This is a genomic window from Hallerella porci (assembly GCF_003148885.1).
Lineage (GTDB): Bacteria > Fibrobacterota > Fibrobacteria > Fibrobacterales > Fibrobacteraceae > Hallerella > Hallerella porci.
The window spans coordinates 143,203-161,466 of record NZ_QGHD01000002.1 but is presented as its reverse complement, the minus strand read 5'-3'; the positions used below and the strand labels follow the sequence as shown (position 1 = coordinate 161,466).

12 protein-coding genes and 1 tRNA gene are annotated in these 18,264 nt (G+C 45.8%); 8 read left to right on the top strand and 5 right to left on the bottom strand.

The window, feature by feature from the left end:
- Positions 1-104 precede the first annotated feature (104 nt).
- Positions 105-178: transfer RNA gene (locus B0H50_RS02395), tRNA-Arg, on the top strand.
- A gap of 404 nt (positions 179-582) precedes the next feature.
- On the opposite strand, the gene fusA is transcribed toward B0H50_RS02395, so the two are convergent.
- Positions 583-2,691 carry an elongation factor G gene (gene fusA, locus B0H50_RS02390; RefSeq protein WP_106197521.1) on the bottom strand — a complete coding sequence of 703 codons (2,109 nt, stop codon included), beginning with the start codon at positions 2,689-2,691 and terminating at the stop codon, positions 583-585.
- A 189-nt stretch (positions 2,692-2,880) separates the two neighbouring features.
- Entirely contained in the window at positions 2,881-3,429 is a 549-nt protein-coding gene (locus tag B0H50_RS02385) for a DUF697 domain-containing protein (RefSeq protein ID WP_109587183.1), read from the bottom strand.
- Positions 3,430-3,650: 221 nt separating this feature from the next.
- Between B0H50_RS02385 and B0H50_RS02380 the strand changes: the two genes are divergently transcribed.
- The 3 genes from B0H50_RS02380 to B0H50_RS02370 are packed head-to-tail and all read left to right on the top strand — an operon-like array spanning position 3,651 to position 9,241.
- On the top strand, positions 3,651-4,814 hold the full coding sequence (locus B0H50_RS02380; protein WP_106197655.1) for an MFS transporter: 1,164 nt from the start codon (positions 3,651-3,653) through the stop codon (positions 4,812-4,814).
- 60 nt (positions 4,815-4,874) lie between these two features.
- A complete protein-coding gene (locus B0H50_RS02375) occupies positions 4,875-6,143 on the top strand; it encodes an exonuclease SbcCD subunit D C-terminal domain-containing protein (protein WP_106197523.1) in 1,269 nt (422 codons plus the stop codon).
- Positions 6,140-9,241, top strand: coding sequence for an AAA family ATPase (locus B0H50_RS02370; RefSeq protein WP_109587182.1), 3,102 nt, complete (start codon positions 6,140-6,142; stop codon positions 9,239-9,241). Before B0H50_RS02375 ends, B0H50_RS02370 begins: the two co-directional genes overlap by 4 nt.
- Before the next feature lie 65 nt (positions 9,242-9,306).
- On the opposite strand, the gene glgA is transcribed toward B0H50_RS02370, so the two are convergent.
- Both glgA and B0H50_RS02360 read right to left on the bottom strand, forming a co-directional pair.
- Positions 9,307-10,539: a glycogen synthase gene (glgA, locus tag B0H50_RS02365; RefSeq protein ID WP_106197525.1), complete on the bottom strand. Its 1,233-nt coding sequence runs from the start codon at positions 10,537-10,539 to the stop codon at positions 9,307-9,309.
- 40 nt (positions 10,540-10,579) lie between these two features.
- On the bottom strand, positions 10,580-12,388 hold the full coding sequence (locus B0H50_RS02360) for a protein-disulfide reductase DsbD family protein (protein ID WP_146193657.1): 1,809 nt from the start codon (positions 12,386-12,388) through the stop codon (positions 10,580-10,582).
- Between the two features lie 74 nt (positions 12,389-12,462).
- Here B0H50_RS02360 and B0H50_RS02355 point away from each other — a divergent pair, with 74 nt between their 5' ends.
- From B0H50_RS02355 to B0H50_RS02340, 4 genes are all read left to right on the top strand, one after another.
- Positions 12,463-12,984: an RNA polymerase sigma factor gene (locus B0H50_RS02355; RefSeq protein ID WP_106197527.1), complete on the top strand. Its 522-nt coding sequence runs from the start codon at positions 12,463-12,465 to the stop codon at positions 12,982-12,984.
- 124 nt (positions 12,985-13,108) lie between these two features.
- A complete protein-coding gene (locus B0H50_RS02350) occupies positions 13,109-15,304 on the top strand; it encodes a hypothetical protein (RefSeq protein WP_106197528.1) in 2,196 nt (731 codons plus the stop codon).
- 1 nt (position 15,305) lies between these two features.
- Positions 15,306-15,686, top strand: a complete 381-nt coding sequence (locus tag B0H50_RS02345; RefSeq protein ID WP_106197529.1) for a hypothetical protein — start codon at positions 15,306-15,308, stop codon at positions 15,684-15,686.
- 11 nt (positions 15,687-15,697) lie between these two features.
- A complete protein-coding gene (locus tag B0H50_RS02340) occupies positions 15,698-16,996 on the top strand; it encodes a CCA tRNA nucleotidyltransferase (RefSeq protein WP_233244476.1) in 1,299 nt (432 codons plus the stop codon).
- A 144-nt stretch (positions 16,997-17,140) separates the two neighbouring features.
- Here the strand turns inward: B0H50_RS02340 and B0H50_RS02335 are convergent, their stop codons facing one another.
- Positions 17,141-18,250, bottom strand: a complete 1,110-nt coding sequence (locus B0H50_RS02335) for a glycosyltransferase (protein ID WP_109587180.1) — start codon at positions 18,248-18,250, stop codon at positions 17,141-17,143.
- Positions 18,251-18,264: the final 14 nt, after the last annotated feature.

Below are 18,264 nucleotides of genomic sequence, written 5' to 3'. Positions count from 1 at the left end.
AAATGTAGTGGGAATGCTTTTCTAAATTCCGATTGAATCTTTTTGCTTGATGAAAATTTTTCAATTTCCTATATTTGACGCACTCGGTGAATTTCACCAGTTCTGCTCGCGTAGCTCAGTTGGATAGAGCAACTGCCTTCTAAGCAGTGGGTCGTGGGTTCGATTCCCGCCGTGAGTATAAAAGAGTTCGCTAAATTTAGCGGGCTCTTTTTTTGTGGGATTTTTTTGCAAATCAATTCTGCGAAAAAAAAAGAGACGCAGGGCTTACGCCCTGCGCTCAAGGAGGATGATCAATGAAAAACATTCAAGAGAGAAATTAGGAACGCGCCCTGACCGCCTTACCCTGCGGCTGCGGTTTGCTCCAGCATCCCTTCGCTAAACCAAAGCCGTCGGGGCGCGTCCTACATCTATAAAGGTAAACTGTTTTTTGAAGAGATGCAACAAAAATTGTTCGAGGGATTAAACCAACTTGGAACATTCTAATGCGCAATTTTGTGCGCAATAAAAATGACTTGCTTTCAATTCTGAACAAAAAAAGCGAGCTCGTTTGAGCTCGCTTTTTGAATTCTCGGTTCGAGAAGATTAGCGTTGAGCGTTCTTCGCCTTGTCGCCGTACTTCTTGATGAGTTCGTCCTGAATGTTGCGCGGAACCGGGGCGTACTTCTTGAATTCCATGGTGAATTCAGCTTTACCCTGAGTCATGGAGCGGAGGTCCGTCATGTAACCGAACATTTCGGAAAGCGGTACTTCTGCTTCGATGATGGTTTCGTCACGTTCTTCGGTCGTGCCCATGATGTTGCCGCGGCGTTGAGAAATGTTGCCGACGACGCTACCCTGGAATTCGGTCGGAGTCGTGATTTCCACTTTCATAATCGGTTCGAGGATTTGAGCGCCAGCCTTTTCGAAAGCCTGACGGAATGCCATACGAGCGCAAATCTGGAACGCCATATCCGAAGAGTCAACTTCGTGGTAGGCACCATCTTGAAGGTCCATTTCAATGCCGACGACCGGGAAGCCGATGAGCGAACCTGCTTCCATGCAGCTCTGGAATCCCTTATCGCAAGACGGAATGAATTCCTTCGGAATACGTCCGCCGACGACACTGTTGATGAATTTGTATGTATTTTCGGCATCGCCTTCGACTGCCATCGGACGCATTTCGCCGACGACCTTTGCGAACTGACCCGAACCACCTGTCTGCTTCTTGTGCGTGTAATCGAACTTTGCAGAACGAGTAATGGTTTCGCGGTAAGCCACCTGCGGTTTACCCTTTTCCACGTCGACTTTATATTCGCGCTTCATACGTTCAATGTAAACATCGAGGTGAAGTTCGCCCATACCCTTGATGATGGTCTGGCCACTTTCTTTGTCCACGTAAACTTGGAACGTCGGGTCTTCCTTGGTGAAGCGGTTGAGAGCCTTGGACATCGCTTCGAGGTCATCGCGGCTCTTGGCTTCGATAGCAAGTTCAATCACCGGATTCGGCACGTGCATCGAAGTCATGTTGTAGTGAATCGAGCCATCGGTAAAGGTGGTACCCGAAGCGCAGTCAATACCAAAGAGGGCTACGATGTCGCCCGAACCTGCAGATTCGATATCGATCGGCTGGTTGGAGTGCATACGGCGGAGACGACCCACGGAAACCTTCTTACCGGTTGCCATATTGTAAATGGAATCGCCCTTCGTAATCTTACCTTGATAAATACGGATGTAAGTCAACTGACCATACTGACCGTTTTCAAGCTTGAACGCGTAGCAAACGAGCGGCTTGTCATCTTCGGACTTGAGAACGACTTCTTTTTCGCCGTTGTCCACATCGAGAGCGATGTTTTCAACTTCGGTCGGGTCCGGGAGGTATTCGGAAACGCCATCGAGGAGCGGCTGAATACCGATGTTCTTGTGTGCAGAACCCATGAAGACCGGAGTCATCTTGAGTTCGATCGTTGCCTTGCGGATTGTAGCCTTGAGAAGTTCGGCCGGAATATCGTTGTAGTCGCCTTCGAGAGCCTTTTCCATGACTTCGTCGTTGAAGTCAGAGCAGCAGTCCACGAGCTTTTCGCGGTATTCTTGAGCTTGTTCTTTCAATTCTTCCGGAATTTCTTTTTCGATCAAATCGTCGCCGTTCGGGCCTTCGAAATAGTAAGCCTTCATCTTGATTAGGTCGACGACGCCGCGGAGCTTGTCTTCAAGTCCGATAGGAATCTGCATAACGCACGGATTGTGGTTGAGCTTTTCCTTGAGCATCACAGCAACGCGGAGCGGATTTGCGCCCGAGCGGTCACACTTGTTCACGAAAGCGACGCGAGGAACGTGATAACGCTTCATCTGGCGGTCAACGGTAATCGACTGAGATTGCACGCCTTCCACGCCGGTCAAAACGAGAATAGCACCATCGAGAACGCGGAGTGCGCGTTCCACTTCGATTGTGAAGTCCACGTGCCCCGGTGTATCAATAATGTTAATAGTGGTGTTTTTCCAGTTCACAAAGGTCGCTGCGGACTGAATCGTGATGCCGCGTTCCTTTTCCAGTTCCATGGAGTCCATGGTGGCACCCACGCCGTCTTTACCACGAACTTCGTGGATTGCGTGAATTTTCTTGGTGAAGTACAGAATGCGTTCTGTAAGGGTGGTCTTTCCCGAGTCGATGTGAGCCGAGATACCAATGTTACGATGTTTGTGAATTTCGTTCATATTCTTTCCGTGAAATGATTAGGAATGTAAACTGGCGCATAAAATAGAAAATTTCTGACCAGCTCTCAAGGTTTAAAGTGAAAGTAAGGATGAAAAACGGGCGTTTTCGGGAGCGTTTCCCAAAAAATAAAGGAATTTTCCCGCTGAAAATGCCGATTTTTCGCGCAAATTGCAAAAAAAATCTGCAATTTAAGCATTTAAATTTTCGTCATTTTCCGCCGATTCAGCTTGGGCATAGCGGACATCATCGTCTTCGACATTTTGAAATTCGGAATTTTCAAAGTAAGCTTTGGCGATTTTGGAAACGCTATAAGTATCGTATGCGGCATACGCACCGCTGCTGATTGCGCCAACGACAGGAAGAGTCCGAGAAAGCAATTTGAGTTTGCTTTTTTTCAAGAGAAAATGAGTGCCGACGCGCATCGCGACATCGCGGGCAATTTGAACGCCGGATTGTTTACAAAGGCACCAGACGAGAGATTGCTTTGTAAGGTAACCGAGCTTGCCGTAGGTCGCAGCAATGTCTGCGACAAGTTGCGCTTGGATGCGCCAAATCGCCGCTAAATCGGGAAGGGAAGCGAGCATCCCGACAACGCCGCCGGGCGCGGATAATGTAGCGCTCACCATCGCTGCTTTGAGCGCAGCGGCTTCGGTTAGTTTTTTCACCTTTTCATCGGGACTCGAAGAATGCGAAAGTTTTGATGTCGGAATTTCTGTGAAAAATTGTTTGAGATGCATAAACTAAATGTAATCTCTGAAAAAGGCTTTGCGGAAAAGAAGTTTTCTGCGATAGCCATTGCGTGAGGAATATCAACGGGGAAATTCTACGGGGAAAAAGCTTGAAAAGACTTGTTATTTATATAGGAACTATTGATTTTTCAGAAAAATTAAAAATTAGCTGCGATTTTTATTTTAGTAAAAATTTTATTTGTGCGGTCAATTTTGCTAAATTTGCGGGTATGGAAAAGCTTTGGTCTCGGGAATTTGTTCTAGTCGGTATTACAAATTTTCTTTTATTTTTTTCGTTTTACGAACTTTTGCCGATTCTTCCGCTTTATATTTTTGAAAAATTTCAAGCTGGGGCGGCGATTTCAGGAGTGATCATTTCGCTTTATACGATTGGTGCGCTTTTTTGTCGTCCGTTTGCGGGATTTCTCGTGGATAGTTTTCCGCGGAAGCCTTTGTATTTGTTGATGTATTTGGTCTTTTCGGCGATGTTTATCGGGTATGCGGCAGCGGGAACTCTTTTTGTGCTCGGCGTTATCCGATTTTTACACGGCGTCGGTTTCGGTATCGCAAGTACAGCGGGCAGCACGATTGTTATCGATGTGTTGCCTTCGAGTCGCCGCGGCGAAGGCATCGGCTATTTTGGTGTGACGACAAATCTCGCTTTTGCAACGGGACCGATGACGGGAATGTTTTTATACGAAGCGTATGGCGCAAATCCGGTTATTGCACTTTCGGTTATTTTATGTGTAATCGGACTTATTTTAATTTTCCCGATTCGGACGAAAGCGAAGCCGATTAAGAAAGATACTGCGCCGATTTCTCTCGATCGTTTCTTTTTAACGCGGGCGATTCCGCAATTTGTGAATATGCTTTTTATCGGCTTTGCGTATGGACCGTTGACAAATTATGTCGCCCTTTACGCAGAACAAAATCATCTTTCGGGCTCGGGATTTTTTTATGCGTTAATCGCCATCGGGCTCATTACTTCTAGACTTCTCACGGGAAAGCTTATCGATCGCGGTTATTTGACGCGTCTTGTCGCCATTGGACTTTCGTCGGTAACGGCTGCGTATTTTCTTTTTTCGCTCATTCCAAATCAAATCGTCTTTTTAACGGCGGCGTTTTTAATCGGCGCAGGCCTTGGGCTCGTGTTTCCGGGATACCAAACGATGTGCGTGAATTTGGCGCGGCACGATCAGCGCGGAACGGCGACGAGCACTTATTTGACGGGCTGGGATTTGGGAATTGGCATCGGCATTTTGGTCGGCGGCCCTTTGGCCGAAGCGTTTTCGTATTCGACGATGTTCTTGTTTTGCGCTGCTTTGCTTCTCGTTTCTGCGGTATTTTTTGTCAAGAAAACCGCGCCGCATTATTTGAAAAATCGGTTGGAATAATTCCGAGAAAAAAAATGATTTTTGTCAAAATTGACAAATAAATCAATCTAAATTTGTGGTATGAGTCATACTGGTTTTCGAATTTTGCATACATCGGATTGGCATTTGGGGAATTCTTTGCACGATCGTTCGCGGCAAGAAGAATACAGAGCCTTTCTTTCGTGGTTAAAAGAAACAATTGTTACGAACGAAGTGGATGCACTTCTCGTTTCGGGCGATATCTTTGATACAGGTTCGCCGAGTAATGCTGCGCAAGAACTTTACTTTTCTTTTTTGACGCAGCTCAATGGCACGTGCTGTAAAAATGTCGTGATTACCGCAGGGAATCACGATTCGCCATCAACTTTAAATGTCGCACGCTCGGTTTTGGAATTGTTGCATGTGCGCGTCATCGCTTCGCCGGATGTAGAAAATCATTTTGCGAACGAAGTTTTTGCGCTTCCGAATGCAGAAAATCCGCAAGTGATTCTTTGTGCGGCTCCGTATTTGCGCGATAAAGCGTTACAGGCGAGTTTGGAAAATGCCAAAGCGGCAACGGACGAAGAATTTGTCCGCGCGGGCACGAAAGCGCATTTTGAAAAATTGAAAAATCTGGCGCGACAGTTGCAAGAAAATGTCGGAAAGTCACTTCCGATTATTGCGATGGCGCATCTTTATGCGGCGGGTTCAATTCTTTCAGAAAATGCTGCGGATACCGAATACACTGTCGTCGGCAATTTGGAAAATGTCAATGTCGAAATTTTCCCGCCGGCATTTGATTATGTCGCACTCGGCCATATTCATCGGGCGCAGAAAGTAGCGGGCGAAGATCGCATCCGTTATTCGGGTTCTCCGCTGCCGATGGGATTTGATGAAGCGAACCGCGAAAGCGTTGTGCTTCTCGTCGATTTCGAAGAAAATAATCCGCCGAAAATTCGTCCGATTAGCGTTCCGCAATTCCGCAAAATGGTGACGATTTCGGGCGAAAATTTGAATGAAATTCGTGCGAAAATTGCAAAGGCAAATTTGGAAACGCCTAAGGCATTTGTCCGCGTGCGTTTCACGGGCACAGGCTCGGTGGGGAATTTGCGTGACATGCTTTCTTCCGATTTTGAAAAGACGACTTTGGAATTTGTCAAAGCGGAATATGCAAATCGCGTGGACGGTTCGCAGACGATTGCCGCAGATGACTGCGATCTTTCGGAACATTCGCCGACCGAAATTTTTGATCGCCGTTTACGCGAAGAAGAAAAATCAACAAAAAAATTTGATGACAAGATGAGAGCACGTTTGGAAGGTGCGTTCCAAGAAATTTTAAAACTTGTGCAAGAAGGAGGGGCTCAGGAATGAAAATTATAACATTGCATTTTAAAAATGTGAATTCTCTTGCGGGAGAATGGACGTTACGATTTGACGATCCCGCGTTTTTGCGCAATCATCTTTTTGCCATTGCGGGCCCGACGGGCTCGGGAAAAACTTCAATTTTGGATGCGATTTCTCTTGCGCTTTATGGAAAGACACCGCGCCAAGACAGCGTTGCGGACAAGACGAAGTTGGATAATGGACCCGAACTCGTGATGACGCTTGGAACGGGAGAATCCTTTTCGGAAGTGGAATTTGAATCGGCGGGGAATCGTTACAAAGCGATTTGGAAAGTGCATCGCGCAGGAAATAAACCTGACGGAAAAATGCAATCGCCGGAAGTCAAATTGTTGTTTGAAAAAGATGGCGAATACATTGCCCACGATGAAGTTTCGAAAACAAAAGAAGTGCAGAAAAAAATTGAAGAAATTGTCGGCTTAAATTTTGATCAATTTATGCGGGCGGTAATGCTTCCGCAGGGCGGCTTTGATAATTTCCTCAAAAGTAAGCGCGAAGAAAAAGCGGCGATTCTTGAAAAACTTTCGGGACAAGAAATTTATCGGAAAATTTCGAAGGCGGTTTTTGCTCGCAATAAAGAAGAACAAGGAAAATTAGATAGCATCCAAGAAAATTTGAATGGCATTCAGTTGATGCCTGACAACGAGGCGCGCGATTTGGAAGCGTGGCTCGGCGAAGCGGAAAAAACAAAGGTAACCAAGTCTGCGGAATTAAAGAAAAATGAAGAATACAAGCGGACATTGGAAGACATTGAAAAAGCCGAAAAGAATTGTCAAAATTTGCGGAAAGAGGCTGCGCTTTTAGGCGAAAAAAATCGCCAATTAGACGGCGATCGGAGACGCGTTCAGCGGAGCGATGAAGCGCAGACACTAGTCGCGCCGTTAAAAGTTGTGGAAAATTTGCGGAAAGATTTTGCGGAAAAAATGAAGCAGAAAAAAGCATTGCAAGAGCAAATGCCGCAAAAAAAGCAAGCCTGTGAAACGGCAAAAAATGATTTAGACAAGCGGACTCAAGAAGAAGAAAATTTACGCAGCGAAGATAAAAATCGGAATGCTCTTCGCGATAGTGTTTCGTCTTTGGATGCGGAAATTCGCCAGTTGAAAGCATCTTTTGAAGAAAAGAAAACGGCGATTTCTTCAAAAGAAAAAGACATCAAAAATTTGTACCAAACTGGGGAAACATATAAAGAGAAACGCGCTACTTTAGAAAAAAAATTAGCGGATTGTCGCAATTATGAAAAAACGAATTCGGTGCATTCAACATTGGAGAGCGAACAATCGATTATTTCGGATCGGTTAAATCGTTTGGACGATGCGAAAATTGCTTTGGGAAAATCACAAGATTCGCTTGCGAAGATGAAAACGCGTTGCGTGAATGCGGAAAAAGATTTGAAGCAACAAGAGCTCAAATTTACTCAAATTGCTGCGGAACGCGAAAAAAATCTTTCAAAAGATATCAACAAAATTGCATCGTTAATTCAATCGTCTTTGCACGAAGGCGAAGCGTGCCCAGTCTGCGGCAGCACTTATCACGATAATCATGAAGGGGCGATTGCCTCGGCAACTGAAATTTCTGCGACCGCAAATCGTTTGAATCATTTGCAGAAAGATTTTGAAGCAGCGCAAGAAAGCGTGAAAACGGCAGATTACGAATTGAAACGTGCAAAAGATCTCGTCGCAGATGCAGAAAAAGATGTGCAAACGAAAACGGGTGACGTTTCGGAATTGATGAATATCGTTTTTGAAAAATTGAAAATTTACGGTTTTTCGGAGTCGGATTTGAATAGCCCGCAAGTTGTTTTGGAACGGATTAAAAAGTGGGCGTCCAATTGGAAATCTTGCAAGGATAGAATTGCTAGCGATGAAAATCAGTTGCAAATTCTTGACGAACAAGAAAAATTATTGCAAGAACAAATTGAAAAAGCGCAACAAGATTTGGATCTTTTGAACAAAGATTTGCTGGGCTTAAAAAATGCTTTGCAAGATAAATCGGCAGAACGCGGAAAGCTTTTTGGTTCGCGGGATGTGGCGGAAGATCGCAAAGAATATCAAACGAAAATTGATACGGCGGAGAAAAATCGGACGCAAGCGAATACGCAATCCACTGAAGCTGAAAATGCACTTGCCGCAGCGCAGGCGCAGTTGCAGACGATTGTGGAACAGTTGAATTTGACGGAACGCGATAAATCGCACGCCGAAACGGATCTTGCAGCACAACTCCGCAAACACAGTTTTGCGTCGGAAGAAGATTTGCGTCATGCGTTAATTCCGGATTTGGAAAAGCAGCAAATGGTGCAGCAATATGAAAAAGTGGCTGCGGATTTGGCGACAGCAAAAGGTCAGTTGAATCAAGCAGAAACGAATTTGAATGAATTACGTTCTCGCGATACAGGTCACACGACTCTTCAAACCGCAACTTCAAAAATTGAAGTGCTGCAAAAAGAATTGGATGATTTGAATAAAAATTATACTGAAAAATCGCAGAAATTTGCGGTGAACCAAAGCGAAAAGAAAAAGTCTAGGGATTTGTCAGAAAAGAAAGCGAAGCAAGAAGAGGTGACATTCCTTTGGAATACGATGAATTCGCTTATCGGTAGCGCCGATGGAAAAACTTTTGTCGCTTATGTGCAACAGCTGACTTTGTCGCGTTTGGTGCAGGCGGCGAATAAACACTTGAAGAGTTTAGATCCGCGTTATACGATTGAAACCGAAAACAATTCGTTAAACATTTTGCTTTACGATTCGGAATGTGGAGAGCGTCGCTTTGCAGCAAATCTTTCGGGCGGAGAAACTTTCCTCGTGAGCCTTTCTCTTGCGCTTGGACTTTCGTCGCTTGCAAGTCAGCGTGTCCGCATTGATACGCTCTTCTTAGACGAAGGTTTCGGCTCTTTGGACGAACGCAAATTGCAGCGTGCGATTGAAGTGCTTCGGAATTTGGGCGAAAGCAACGAAAAGTTAATCGGTGTCATTTCGCACGTGAACCGCGTCCAAGAAGAAATCACGAATCACTTTGAAATTATCCCGACTGGAAACGGTCACAGTCGCATTGAAGGTCCGGGAGTGAATTAAAATAAACGGGGTGCAAAAGAAAAGCCACTGCGGATGCAGCGGCTTTTTCGCAGATATTTTGAAAATTATTTACGAGCGCCTTCGGCTTTGTAACGAGCGATAACGGATTCGTAAAAATTGAAAGTTTGCTTGGCGATGCTTTTCCAACTGAAAACGTCAATTGCGCGTTGACGACTCGCTTCGCCAAATTTCTTTGCCATCTCGGGATTGTCCAAGAGAACATTTAATTTGTCGGCGAGTGCGTGCTGGAATTCGTCCGGATTTTTCGGCTCAAAATTGGTGGACGAAGTCGGTTCGAGCGGAACCAAGAATCCGGTTTTCCCGTCGACGATGATTTCGGGGATGCCTCCGACTGCGCTGCCGACGACTGGCGTTCCGCAACTCATCGCTTCCAAATTGATAATGCCAAACGGTTCATAGAGCGAAGGCGTGACGAAAGCGGTTGCGTAGGTGTAAAGCACGCGCAATTCTTTGTGCTGCATCATTTCTTGAATCCAGAAAATGCCGTCGCGGGTTTGCTTTAACGCATTGATTTTTGCTTCGCATTCTGCGGCGAGTTCCGGAGTATCGGGGGCACCAGCGCAGAGAACAACTTGCACATCTTTTTTCAAATGCGGAATTGCGCTGATCAGTTGCGAAATTCCTTTCTGGCGGGTAATGCGCCCGACGAAGAGAATAAACGGTTTATTTTTGTCGATGCCGTATTTGTCCAAGACTTCGGGCTCAAAAGTCGGCTTGTAAAAGTCAGGATCGATTCCGTTGTAAATGACTTGGACGCGGTCTGCGGGGACTTTGTAAAGTTCCATCACATCGCGCTTCATTTCATTCGAAACAGCGATGACGCCGTCGGCAGCTTCGTAAGCGGTGCGTTCAATCCAAGAACTCATTTGGTAACCGCCATTGCCGAGCTGTTCTGCTTTCCACGGACGATGCGGTTCGAGCGAATGCGTCGTTAGCACAAGCGGACATTCAAATAAACGGCTAGCGAGAACGCCTCCAAAGTGACTGTACCAAGTGTGACAATGCACAATGTCGATGCCTTCGAGGCTGCTCATCCATTGCAAATTGATGTCCAGCGGGTTTAAAATTTTTCCCATGCGGGCGTCTTTCGGCTTGGAATCGAGCTTCGGCGCAAAACCGAGCGCATGCAGATTCTTTTCAAAATCATTCTGCGAACCGAATGCGCGGGCTTCGATTTCGCAATGGGCGCGGAGTTCGCGGGAAAGAAATTGAACATGGATGCCGGCACCGCCATAGATGTCGGGAGGAAATTCGTTGGTAAGAAGTGCGACTTTCATAGTCATAAATCTATGTTAATTTGACCCAAACCGAAAAATTTTATTTCGTAAGCGCCTCGCGAATGGCATCTGCCGAAAGAATTTCCGAGAGGACGGTCCACGAATCGGTTTGCGGTTTGTAAACTGCGTAAGCGGGGACGCCGCTGCGATGCAATTTTTGCAAAAGTTGCGTCACTTCGGGCGATTCTAATGTGTAATCGGCGCGGACGCGAATCGCTTTGGTTTCGACGAAAATTTTCTGCACTTCATCACTATTTAAAACGACGGCTTCATTGGTTTTGCAAGTGAGGCACCAGTCGGCGGTGACGTCGATGAAAATCGGTTTTTGTTCGGCGGCTAATGCTTGGAATATTTCGGGCGAGTAACGGTACCAACCATCGGCATCTAAATTTTTCTCTGCTGAAGCGCGCAATTTTTCGGCGACGACGGAATCGACAGCGGGCTTCCCAGCGGCAAACCAAGAAGCAAAAAAGAATGCAGCGATAAGCAAAAGTGCAATCGGTTCGCGGAGAAACGGTTTATCTGGCCGAGCGAATTTACCGAAGAGAATCGAAAGAATCATCGAGCAAATTCCAAAAAGACTGAGGATAATTGCGCCTGTTCCGCCGAGCATTTTAAAGGCGACCCAAACGAGCCAAATCGCAGTCCCGAGTAAAAAGAGCCCGAGGAATTTTTGAAATTTCACCATCCAATTTCCGGGCTTCGGAAAAATTTTTCGTACATTCGGAAAAATGGCGACGGCTAAATACGGCGAAGCAAGTCCGAGCGCTGCCACGGTGAAAAAGAGAATGAGAATCGGCGTGCTTTGCGAAAATGCAAATCCCATCGCAGTCCCGAGAAATGGCGCAGAACACGGCGTGCTCAAAAGCACCATTAAAACGCCGCTGAAAAATGCACCGGCAAGTCCTTCTTTCTTTGTAGCAGAATCCATTTGGGTGAGAGTTTTTCCCGGAAGGAAAATTTCAAATGCACCGAAAAGATTCATCGCAAATGCCGAAAGGAGAATGACCATGAATGCGATAAATCCTGGATTTTGAAATTGAAATCCCCAGCCAGCGTTTCCGCTGCCCGCTTTGATTAAGGCGACGATTCCCGCTAGGGTCCAGAACGAAACGAGAATTCCTGCGACGAGCGCAAGGGTGAGCGCCCACAACCGCGAACGCGTTTCTCCAGAATTTTTCACCAAGCTGAAAAGTTTTAAAAAGAGAACTGGCAAAACGCAGGGCATTAAATTCAAAATCAGCCCGCCGAGAAAAGCCAACACAAGCAAAAATGCTACGGCATTTTCGGAGGAAGAATTTTCGGATTCAGAGTTTTTTTTTAACGGGGCAGATTCGGAAAGTTTGCTTTGAAGCGATTTGATTTCGAGAGAAGCGTGAACGCTCTGCGGCGCTAAGCAAATGTTGCTGCAAGCTTGATAACCAAAATCGACATTCGTCGTGCTCGTATCGTAATCGGGAGAAATTTTTTCGATGGGAATTTCGACGGAGAATTTTCCTTTGAAAACCAAATTTTCAAAATCGAGCGCTTCGCTGTATTCTTTGATGGGCGCAGGCCAAATCGGCTCGGCAAATTCAATGCCGCGGGCTTGTATCTGCAAAGTCGAAGGCTTTAAAAATTGATCGGCGGTGATGTTTGCGTTGACATGCCAACCTTCGGGAATTGTAATTTGCACCGAAACGATAGAACCCGCGTGAGTGCTTTCTTCGGGATAAATAATTTCTACCTGCGGAGGCGTCATGCCGTTGAGATTTATCGATTCAAAATCCGACGCTTCGGCACAAACGAAGAAGCAGAAAATGAAGAGTATCCAAGAAGTATGTAAATTATTTTTTTTGCGAGAAATCAAAAAAGCACTCCTTTCCGAAAATTATTTTTTCGCCAGTCGTTTGTCGTAGATACCGAAACGGAAGGGAAGCAAACATGGTCCATATTCAGAGACCGCTTCAAAATACCGACGTGCTTAGACTTTGGAATAAACATCAGTTTCAAATTTACAAATTGTGTTTTAGTAAAATTCGAAAAAAAGAGTTGCTACACGATGTGATGCAAAATATTTACATTCGTTTGCATACGCATTTTCATCAAGTTTGTCTTTTAGAAAATCCGTGGGCTTGGTTAATGCGAGTTGCAGAAAATGAATGCAATGACGAACTCCGCCGTTTGATGCGAGCCGAAGAAGGCTGCAAACATTTTTATCATTATTTTCATTCGTTGGTCAAGCGCGAACGGAAGCGGGAACAAACTGCGAAACACTTGAATTTCTTGCTGGAAAAAATTCCGCCACAATATGGAACTTTGGTGGAATTGCATTACCTCAAAGGTTTTTCCATTGCAGAATTGTCGGATATTTCGGGGTGCACGAGGGCCGCAGTGAGCAAAAGACTTCTTTTATCTGTCGATATGATTCGACGAAAAACGGAAAATTTGGTCAAAAAGTCCTGAGAATAACTGCGGCAATTCATCTTAAAGTCAAATAGATGGGCTGATTTACCGTAACCAATTTAATTTTTGTGTGTCTAGGTTTTTGTTTTTGTTTTCGGCTCAATTATTTTGGTAATTTTAATGTGTGAAAATTTGCATTTCCTTTTTGATTTTATTTTTGTCCAGTGCATTCGCCGTGAGTCCGTGGAATGCCTTTTCTCGAACGACTGAATTTTACGAAGCGATTATCGCGAATCGGACGCTTATCATGGCGACCGATGGCGGTGTGCGTTTTATTTATACGAATGGCAGTTCCGAGGTTTATTCGTCCGAAGATGGATTGGAATCTTCGGAAATTTACGGCGTTACGCTAACCGAAAGCCATGAAATTTTTGCGGTTTCTTCTAAAGGAATTATTTCGCGCTATGCGGGAAATGGCCGATTCGAAGTGCAAAATCGTTCATTTGTTTCGACGGGTTCCGTTTTAGTTCCCGGACTTTTTGCGGCTTCTGACCCGAATCTTATTTTGGGCTTTCAAGATAAAATCGCATTTTACGATTATACGCGCGGACGTTCTTTGATGACGGTTTCGCGGATTGGAAATGTTTCTCTTAAATCGCAGTCTCCGTCGGCGCTTCTCGTGCACGGCGATTCTCTTTTTGTCGCCCTCGGAAACGAAGTTTATGTGCGGAAGATGAAATGGGACGCGATGAATCAAGATGTGCTTCTCGCAGATCCGTCTTCTTGGAAATTAGCGGCGACTTTTGAAAGCAGCGACACTTCGAAAACAGCCATTCGTCGGCTGCATTTCTCGGGGAAAAAATTATCCGCAGAATTTACCGAAACACAAAAAATTCTCGTCGCCTTGGGCGATACTCTTTCGAACAAAAAATTCCCGCAACTTTGGCAAAAAGATTCTTCTAAAATTCAGCAAATCGTCGAAGACGAAAGCGTTGCGTATCTCGTCGGGAAAGATTCCGCGTGGATTTATGACGGTGATTTAGAAAATGTTTCGGAATGGTCCAAGTTTCCGCTTACGCATCCTTACACGGTAATTCCTTATGTGGACGAAAACGGCGGCGTTACCGTTTATTCGGAATGGGGCGAATTTGGTTGGAGCGATGGTGAAAATTGGACCGCAAGTCCGTCGCCGATGGATTTGCCCTATTACGGCGTTAGCGAACCGACGAATCGACTTCTCAAAAATGTCGCGTCTTTAGCGGACAAAAAAACATTGGCCGCCATTTGGGGTTACGGCTGGCGACTTTACAATAGCAACGGCGGCGGTTTAGAAGAAGATGTGAATAAGAAAACGGCTAGCTGCGTCGAAAAATATTTGCCGAATTACATTGTGCCCGGAGGCGTTACCGCATCGCCGGATAGTATCGGCTGGCTTGTGAATTATTGGGGACGTTCGGGCTACGGCATCGCTTACGTCGATGAATCGGGAAATGTGAGCTGCGCCAATGGAGTCGGCAGCGGAAATTTTGCGGGGCCTTTACGGGCGGCGTGGTCGGACGATAGCACCGAATGGACGCTCTTCTCGGGCGCCGGAAGTTCCGAAGGCGTCGAAGGTTTGGGCGCTTTAGATGTGTTCACCTTAAAACCGGTTTCGAAAAATGGCGGCGAAATTGAAATTCTTTCGAAAGAAACGATTCCGACGCCGGGGCATTATGCGCTTCTCGATTTGGAATTAGAAAAGTCGGGACGCTTGTGGGGAATTACGTATTCGGATTTTGCCTATTGGGAAGCGGGCATGGATTCGGTGCAGGCTCCGCATCGCACATCTTCGTATGAACAAGGCAGTTTATCTTCTCTCGCAATTGACGCAAACGATCGTCTTTGGATTGGAACCATCGGCAGCGGCGCTTATTTAATTCAGAAAAAATCGACAAGTCCCGATACGATGAAAGCGACAAAATTCGTGACGCGGAATGGACTTTTAAACGATATCATTTACGATGTCACCGTCGATGGAAAACGCGGCGAAGTTTGGTTTGTGCACCGCAACGGCCTCACCCGTTATGCGCGCACCGATTTGCGGGAAACCGAAAGTTTCATGACATCCGAAGGCCCCGCGGTAAAAGTTTATCCGAATCCTGTGCGTTTGGATTTAGGACAAATGATTACGTTTGAAAATGTCGCCGAGTCCGCGGTCATTTCGGTTTACAATTCGGGAATGCATTTGGTGCGTTCATTCGCCGGGAACGATCTTGACGGCGGTCGTCTCGTTTGGAATGGCGAAGATAAACGCGGCGTTCGCATCGCTCCGGGAGTTTATCATTATCTCATTAAAAAAGGCAGCAAAACCAAAAAAGGAAAATTGCTGGTAATTCATTAACATGAAAATTTTTTCTGTTCTTCTCATCGCATTATTTTTTGTGGGCTGCGCATCGCAGCGTCAGAAACCCGTTTGCGCCGAAATTGAATATCGCCTAAATCACACGGCGATGTCGCCCGATCAACGTGCGTGGACAGCCGAAGAATTGCGCCAATGCCAAGCGGAACAAGAAGAATATGCAAAGTCGGATTCGCTCACGAATAAATTCAAAAAGAGCATTTACGAAATGTATGCGGATTCCAAAAAAGATTCCGCAAAAACGGATTCGGTAAAAATCAATGCTACAAAAGATTCGGCGAAAGATTCTGTGGTGACGTCTCCCGTTCTCCAAAATGATTCAACGGAAACCGAAAAAATTCCCGCAGAAAATGTTGAAGAATAGCCGGTTGCCGAATGAATTTTGAACAAATTAAAAAAGATATTCCCGCACGCCTCATGCAAATTGCAGAACGGATTTGCGCTGCGGGCGGTCGCTGTTATCTCGTCGGCGGATTTGTGCGCGATGCCATTCTCGGGCGTTCTTCTCGGGATTTCGACGTCGAAGTTTACGACATTGAACAAGAAACTTTGCTAAAAATTTTGCGGGATTTTGGAAAACCGAATTTAGTCGGGAAAGCTTTCGGCGTGGTGCATTTAATGACCCGCGGGCTCGAACTCGATTTTTCTTTTCCGCGGACCGAAAGCAAAGTGGGCGAAGGCCACCGTGGATTTTTGGTGCAAACGCATTTGCATTTGTCTTTTCAAGAAGCCGCGCGTCGCCGCGATTTTACGGTGAATGCGATGGGACTTTCGCTTCCGAATTTGGAACTTTCGGATCCGTATTCGGGCAAAGAAGATTTAGAAAAGAAAATTTTGCGCCATGTTTCCGATGCCTTTGCCGAAGATTCTCTGCGGGTTTTGCGGGGCGTTCAATTTGCATCGCGATTTTCTCTTACACTTGCTCCCGAAACCGCAGCACTTTGCCGCGGGCTTTCACTCGCCGACCTTTCTTCGGAGCGCATTTTTGAAGAATTTAAAAAGTGGCTTTTAAAACCGGGACGTCCGAGTCTTGGGCTCAAAGCATTCCGTGAAATGAATTTAGAACGTTTCTTTCCCGAAATTCGCGGGCTCGGTTCTGAAAATTCCGACGAAAAACTCGGCGAATTATTGGATCGCATTTCAGAAAAATTGCCGCGGCTTTCGGATTTAATGCAACAAGAAATTTTGGCGTTTACCGCATTACTTTCGGGCGCAGAAAATGGTCAAGCGGTGACCGCATTCCTTTCGCGCATTACAAATGAAGTGCAACTGTTAAAGAAATCGCCGATTCTTTTTGCATTTATTCCGCAGATGATTTCTAGCGCCGAAAATCCCGAAGAAAATTTTAACGCCGAATTTTTGCGTCGCGCTTCCGTCAAACTCGGCGGCTTAAATCTCGCGCATCTTTATCTGCAATCTTCACCGCTTTTAAGCGATGTCAAATCGCAAGAAGCGTCACAAATTTTTGAAGAACGCGCTCGCGCTCTCGGCGTTTTCGAAAATGCGCCCGAGCCACTTCTCCGCGGCAGCGATTTAATTCAAATGGGTCTCAAACCCGGCCGCCTTTTTGGCGAAATCATCAAAGAAGAATTTGAATTGCAACTGCAAGGCAAAATCCAAACCGCCGAAGAAGCGAAAGAATTTGCCGTGAAAAAAATAGGAACGAAGAATTAAATAAAACGTCCACGTTTTTTTCATTTCTCCTTTTTAATGCCGCTAGAAATGATGGGCAAAATAAATATTTTGGTCGCCGCTACAAATCGTTAGGAATTAGAAATGAGACGCACCGCGAAGCGATGCTCCGCCTTCGGGCTTGTTTCATTTCCACTTAAATAATTTGAAAATGCCAAGAGGAACGGCGACCGTGATAATGGGAATTTGCAAAAGTTCTGTCATCGGGAGCGCACACAATAATTTCTTTTCGCCAAGGCGAATGGCGCTGATTGTTAAAAAGAGAGTATCCACAGCGACTTTAATCGCAAAGGGAATTACGAACCATGTCCACGGAAAATCAAAAAGGAATGCTAACCACGGCGACACAAAAAGCCAAACATAAAACGTATAAATCAGCGTGAGAAAGAGAGTGTAAAAATGATTCGTGTAACTTGTGCCATTGCTCGACCAACGCGCCCGCTGATTGAGCAAACCTTTGAAGGTATCGACCGGAGCGGTTTCGACGACGGCGTCTTTGTCCAAGTTATAGCAGAATCCGACATTCGGTTCGCGGATCATTTTGTGCACGAGCATATCATCATCGCCCGATGAAAGATGCACCAAATCGCCGAAGCCGCCGACTTGGAAGAATAAATCTTTCTTGTAAGCGAGAGCCGCTGCGCTAGCGACCATCGGCGTTCCCAAGCTAAAACCCGCTGCTTCAATCGATGTATAACCGAGAGTTTCCAATTTCTGAAAAGCGTGGACAATTCCCGGCGAACCTGAATTTTTCTTTGGCCCTTGCACAATGGCGATGTTTCCGCGGAAGCGTCCCGCCATCGAACGAATCCAACCTTTGGGCGGAATACAATCGGCGTCCATCGTCATCAAAATTTCATATTTCGCAGCATGAAATCCCGTTTCAAGGGCGCGCTTCTTCGGACTTTCTAAAAATGGCGCATCCATCGGAACATGCACCACCGAAAACTTCGGATGAGTCGCGGCAAATTCTTCGAGAATTTTTGCGGTATTATCGGTAGAGCGATCGTTGACGCAGATGACTTCCCATGTGCCCGTATAATCTTGCGCATTCAATGCTTCTAATGTGCGCTTCGCATGTTCTTCTTCGTTGCGTAGCGGGACAATCACCGAAACAGTCCACAGTTTCTCGGGATTTTTCTCGCCTTTTTTTGCGCGGATAAGCCCTAAAGAAAAAATCAAAAAGAGGGCAGCGTAAAGCGCCGAAAGGACTCCGATAACACAAATGCTGAGCATAACGCGGAAAATAT